The organism is Moraxella equi (assembly GCF_002027555.1).
Taxonomy (GTDB): Bacteria; Pseudomonadota; Gammaproteobacteria; order Pseudomonadales; family Moraxellaceae; genus Moraxella; species Moraxella equi.
In genome coordinates this window covers 1-5,553 of record NZ_MXAP01000059.1, presented here as the reverse complement: position 1 = coordinate 5,553, position 5,553 = coordinate 1, and the positions used below count along the sequence as shown (strand labels likewise).

4 protein-coding genes and 1 pseudogene are annotated in these 5,553 nt (G+C 46.5%); all 5 read right to left on the bottom strand.

Annotated elements, in window-relative coordinates; all coding sequences use genetic code 11:
- Positions 1-152: 152 nt before the first annotated feature.
- The gene (gene purF / locus B5J93_RS06240) at positions 153-1,667 is read right to left on the bottom strand and encodes an amidophosphoribosyltransferase (protein WP_079325577.1); all 1,515 of its coding nucleotides are present in this window, start codon (positions 1,665-1,667) and stop codon (positions 153-155) included.
- Positions 1,668-1,763: 96 nt separating this feature from the next.
- On the bottom strand, positions 1,764-2,267 hold the full coding sequence (locus tag B5J93_RS06235; protein WP_079325575.1) for a CvpA family protein: 504 nt from the start codon (positions 2,265-2,267) through the stop codon (positions 1,764-1,766).
- A gap of 101 nt (positions 2,268-2,368) precedes the next feature.
- Positions 2,369-3,382 (bottom strand): annotated as a pseudogene (locus B5J93_RS06230) (quinone-dependent dihydroorotate dehydrogenase); the annotation flags it as partial.
- A 149-nt stretch (positions 3,383-3,531) separates the two neighbouring features.
- Positions 3,532-4,029, bottom strand: a complete 498-nt coding sequence (locus B5J93_RS06225) for a SixA phosphatase family protein (RefSeq protein WP_079325573.1) — start codon at positions 4,027-4,029, stop codon at positions 3,532-3,534.
- Positions 4,030-4,129: 100 nt separating this feature from the next.
- A complete protein-coding gene (locus B5J93_RS06220; protein ID WP_079325571.1) occupies positions 4,130-5,455 on the bottom strand; it encodes an NAD(P)H-dependent glycerol-3-phosphate dehydrogenase in 1,326 nt (441 codons plus the stop codon).
- Positions 5,456-5,553: the final 98 nt, after the last annotated feature.

Sequence of the window (5,553 nt, the reverse complement as noted above, 5' to 3'; positions counted from 1 at the left end):
TAAGTTCGGTTGGTATATATTTTTAAAATTTGGGCGTATGGGACAAATTGCCATTCACCCAAAAGTCAATACTTTATCACAGAGCGAATGTGATTTATCTATAAATAAAAACAGGTCTTATCCGTCAAGACCTGTTTTTACAAACCATTGATTTATTCCATGATCCCTGTAATGTCCACAGGATTATTTGCCACTTGCTGTTTTTTGGCACCGTCATTGCGTTTGGCTTGTAGCTCTTGTAGATACTCTTCGGTAATCTGCCCCGCCACATAACAGCCGTCAAACACCGAGCAGTCAAAGCCATCAACACGACTGTATTTGGTGTTATTAACCGCTTCCACCAAATCATCCAAATCTTGGAAAATCAAGCGGTCAGCCCCGATAATCTCACGCACTTCATCAACCGTACGCCCCGATGAAATCAGCTCACTCCGCACTGGCATGTCAATGCCATAGACATTGGGGAAAATCACAGGTGGGGCAACGGATGCAAAAAAGACGTTTTTCGCCCCAGCATCTCGTGCCATCTGAATAATCTCATGGCAGGTCGTCCCACGCACGATAGAATCATCCACCAATAGGACGTTTTTGTTTTTAAATTCCAAAGGAATGGCATTTAGCTTTTGACGGACACTCTTTTTACGCATGGACTGCCCAGGCATGATAAAGGTACGCCCGATATAGCGGTTTTTGTTAAAACCTTCACGGTATTTCACGCCCAGATGAGTGGCACATTCTAGTGCCGAGTTGCGAGATGTATCAGGAATGGGAATGACCACGTCAATGCCATGCTCATCACCCCATTCTGCGATGATTTTTTGGGCAAGCTTTTCGCCCATCCGCATGCGAGCCTTATGCACCGAGATATTATCGATGATACTGTCAGGACGGGCAAAATAAACATATTCAAAGATACAAGGCGTGTGCTTGATTTTGTCAGTGCATTGCTTGGTGTGTAAGTTATAATTTAAATCAATAAAAATCGCTTCACCAGGGTTGATGTCTCGCACCACTTCAAAGCCCAGTGCAGTCAGTGCCACCGACTCAGACGCCACCATGTACTCCACGCCAGCGGAAGTCAGACGGCGACCATAGATGAGCGGGCGAATGCCGTTAGGGTCTCTAAATGCGAGCATGCCATGCCCTGCTATCATTGCCACCACGCCATACGCCCCTTGGCAACGGTCATAGACAGCTTGCAAGGCGGTAAAAATGTCATCGGGGGCAAGTTTGGTTTTGGTGAATTTTTGTAGTTCATGGGCAAAAATGTTAAGTAGCACTTCCGAGTCCGAATCGGTGTTCAAATGACGGCGGTCATACTCATAGACTTCTTTGGCAAGGGTTTCGGCATTGGTTAGGTTGCCGTTGTGTGCCAAGGCAATGCCATAGGGCGAATTGACATACAAAGGCTGAGCTTCTGCCGTGCTTGATGTGCCTGCGGTCGGATAGCGAACATGTCCGATACCAAAATTCCCCACCAGACGCACCATGTGCTTATTTAAAAACACATCTCGCACCATGCCATTGTCTTTACGCAGATACAGGCGGTCATCTTTTAGGGTTACTATCCCTGCCGCGTCCTGCCCTCGATGTTGTAACATGGTCAAGCCATCATATAACATCTGACCCACAGGCTCATGGGCACACACACCAATCACACCACACATAGTTGTTCACTCCAAAAGTTTGGCAACACGCCAATTAGGTTAAAAAGATTTAATACTGATACAGATTTTCAAATTTTTTATATTAAAAAATCCGCCCTATTGATACGGATTTTCTACTTGATTCCATGCTTCGCCAAGCACTTCGGTCAATAACGCCTGTGCCACAGGGGCAAGGGGTAGTAAGTTTTGGGCGAGAATGGATTCTTGCCATTGGGGTAGTTTAATAAGCAAGGGGGATGCGATACTTAGGATAATCAGCACTTTTAACACGCCTTTACCCGCCCCCAAGATACCACCCAAAATGTTATCCAAAAAACCCAACTTTAAAAATTTTAAGGTTTTTAATGCCAGCCACGAGATAACGTGCGTGATACTCACAATAATCAGCACAATCACCAAAAACGCCAGCGAAATCTGCAAGACTTCGTTATCAACCACACCCACGAACAAAGGCGAGAACTCTTTGGCAAGAGCTGACGCCACAATGAGTGCGACAAACCACGCCACCAGTGACATCGCTGTCTTAATCGCCCCTGCTTGAAAACCACGCCACAGTCCAACAAGCACCATAAAGGCGATACCAATATCAAGAATACTCATGCTTTATTCGGCTCGCCCGAAGCGTTTTTATCTAAGTCGTTATCATCCACGTCTTTATCCAAATCATCAGATTTATCCGCCACAACCAAGGCACGCTCTTTGTAGTTAGCAATGCTTTGCACGCAGTCCTGCACGAGCGAAGGACCTTTATAAACCAGTCCTGAGTACAGCTGTACGGCGGTCGCTCCTGCACTCAGCTTACGCACCGCCAAATCACCTGTATCAATACCGCCCACCCCAATCAAATCCACCTTACCCGACAGTCGCTCGGCAAATGCCGTCAGTACCAACGTGCTTTGATGACTAAGCGGTCTGCCTGACAACCCACCATCTTCGTGGGCATGCTCTTGGTCTTCGACACCCACCCGTGATAACGTGGTATTTGTGGCAATCAGCCCATCAATGTCAAAGTTGGTGAGATTTTTAGCGATGTCATCTATTTGGCTCTCGTTCAAATCAGGGGCGATTTTTAGGGCAAGTGGCACATAGTAGCCATGCTCGCTTGCCAGTTTTGTATGGCAAGTCTTGATACCATCTAACAGATGAGCCAGCTCAGACGCTCCTTGCAGGTTTCGCAAATTGGCGGTGTTGGGGCTAGAAATGTTAATGGTGATATAACTGGCATACGGATAAACCCGCTCCAAGCAGTACACATAATCATCCAAGGCATTCTCAACAGGCGTGGTCGCATTTTTGCCGATGTTAATACCAAGCACGCCTTTGTATTTGGCACGCTCAATATTGGCAATCATCTTATCCACGCCATCGTTATTAAAGCCCATGCGGTTGATAATCGCCCCACTGTCCGCCAAACGGAACATTCTCGGGCGTGGATTGCCCGCCTGCGGTTGTGGCGTGACTGTACCAATCTCCAAAAAACCAAAGCCAAGCTCAGCCAAGGCGTCAATATACTCGCCATTCTTATCAAGCCCTGCTGCCAATCCCACAGGGTTCATCAGGCTAATGCCCATGCAGTTGGTCGGCATTGACTGGCGTGGATAAGCAAACCCAAGCAGGCGTGCTTTATGCAATCGCTCTAAATTTTCAAGCGTCCATTCGTGGGCTTTTTCAGGTTGCATGGAAAATAGATAAGGGCGAAGTAAGCTATATGACATGGGTCTCTCAAAATGGATAAATACATCTTTTGACATTATAACACATTCCGTTAAAAGATTAAATATCACTCATGCTTGACTTTCGACCGCCTTTTTACCATTAAAAACCGCCACCCTAACTAATAGGTAGCGGTCATGTTATCAGCCCATCAAGGTTGCACAGGCGAGAATCTCTCACTTTGACGTGCCAGACCTTGGGCGATGACATCGGCTGTCATGACCCGATATTCTGCCAAGTCAAACATCGGCGGGGGCAAGCCGTCTGCGTCCAGATACGCCACCATACGAGCGACTATCGGCATATGACATACCACGGCTATCACTTTATCATGCTCATGCCCATAGTACGATGTAATAATCCGCTCAATGTCCGCCACGCCTGCCACAGGGTCATCATCGGGGGTAATACTGTCTAACGTGATGAACGTGGGATTTTGTCCTTTGTCAGTTGCGGTATTTTGCAAGATTTTGGCGGTTTGGTCGGCACGATTAAAGGGACTTGCGATAATCATGTCAAGGCTGTATCGCTCGATGAGATGCGTGGCAGTCTGGCTTGCCTGAGCTTGCCCAAATTCGGTCAAATCACGCCCCGCGTCATCGGCACAATAGGCGGCTGCTTGTCCGTGTCGGATAAAGATAAGTTTCATGGTAAATCCTTCTTTTAATATAGGGCAAATTGCAATTTGCCCCTACACACTTATTTAAAAATTTTCAAAAGTAAATATAGCCCAATTTAACAATCACAACCTATTTATCGTCCTTATCATCAATAGCTTCATCATCTTTGGGCTGATTGTCTTTACTTGCCTTTAATACCTTATCAAACTCTTTTGATAGCTTTTCATTGCTCTCATCATGAGGCATGACAAATTCCACATCACTTCGAAACCCTGTTTCCATCAGGTTTACCGCCACACTTAAAGCCGATTTGTTTTCATACAGCACCGCATATAAGGCATGGGTAATTGGCATATAAATGCCCAGTTTTTTGGCTTGTTCTTCCACCTGAGCAATGGTGTTCACCCCTTCGGCGGTTTGCCCAAGCTTTTTAATGGCATTATCCAGCGTAATGCCCTTACCAAGCATATTACCAATTTGATAATTGCGACTTAGGGTGGAGTTACAAGTGGCGTATAAATCGCCCACACCCGATAAGCCTAAGAACGTCAAGGGATTCGCCCCCACCGCCACACCAAATCGGCTCATCTCCGCCAACGCCCGAGTCAGTAGCATGGCTTTGGTGTTCTCGCCCACGCCATAGGCATTTGCCATACCCATTGCCACAGCATAGATGTTTTTTAACGCTCCGCCAAGCTCCACGCCTTTGACATCATCGGAGGCAAACACTCGAAAAAACGAACTGTGTAGTGCCGTCTGTACCGCCACTCTGAGCGGTTCGGACGGGCTGGCAATCACGCTGGCGGACGGCATATTATTCATGATTTCAAGGGCGAGGTTCGGGCCACTCATTACGCCAAAATTAACCTGTGGCAATTCGTCCTTGATGATGTCGCTCATCAGGGCAAACGTGCCTTTTTCTATGCCCTTGGTCAAAGACACCACCGCTTGATGTGTGATGTATGGACGGATATTTTGCAAGGTTTCACGCACCGCCGAGCTTGGCACCGCCACAAAGATGATGTCTTTGTTTTTGACCGATTCTGCCAAATCATGACTAAACGCCAAACGGCTATCTAGCACATGATTGGGTAGGTATTTTTTGTTAATGCGAGTTTTTTGTAGGGCTTTGACCGTCTTTTTATCACGCACCCACAGGGTCGTCTCACAGCCATTTTTGGCGGACAAATTCGCCATTGCCGTCCCGAAACTACCCCCGCCGAGTACCACGATACGCAGGGGTGCATCCATTTGTCTATCCACATGAATGCCAAATGTATCAGTCTTAGGCTCTTTTTTGCGTTTTTTGGCAAGATGAGCAAGGTTTGCCAAAATTCCGCCTTCGGCTTCGGATTTTTCTAAGAGATGTCGAGCTTCTTCTAAGCCTTGATTGATACTTTGGCTTGCTGCATCGACAATTTTTTTAACTTTGGGGTTGTCTTTTGACAATTTCATAGGGTTATCCTTTTTCAGATTTTCATTGATAAGTTATTATACCATTCTCAAATTTATACAAATGATTGGCTCGGCAAAGGCGAATTGAAACACGCCCC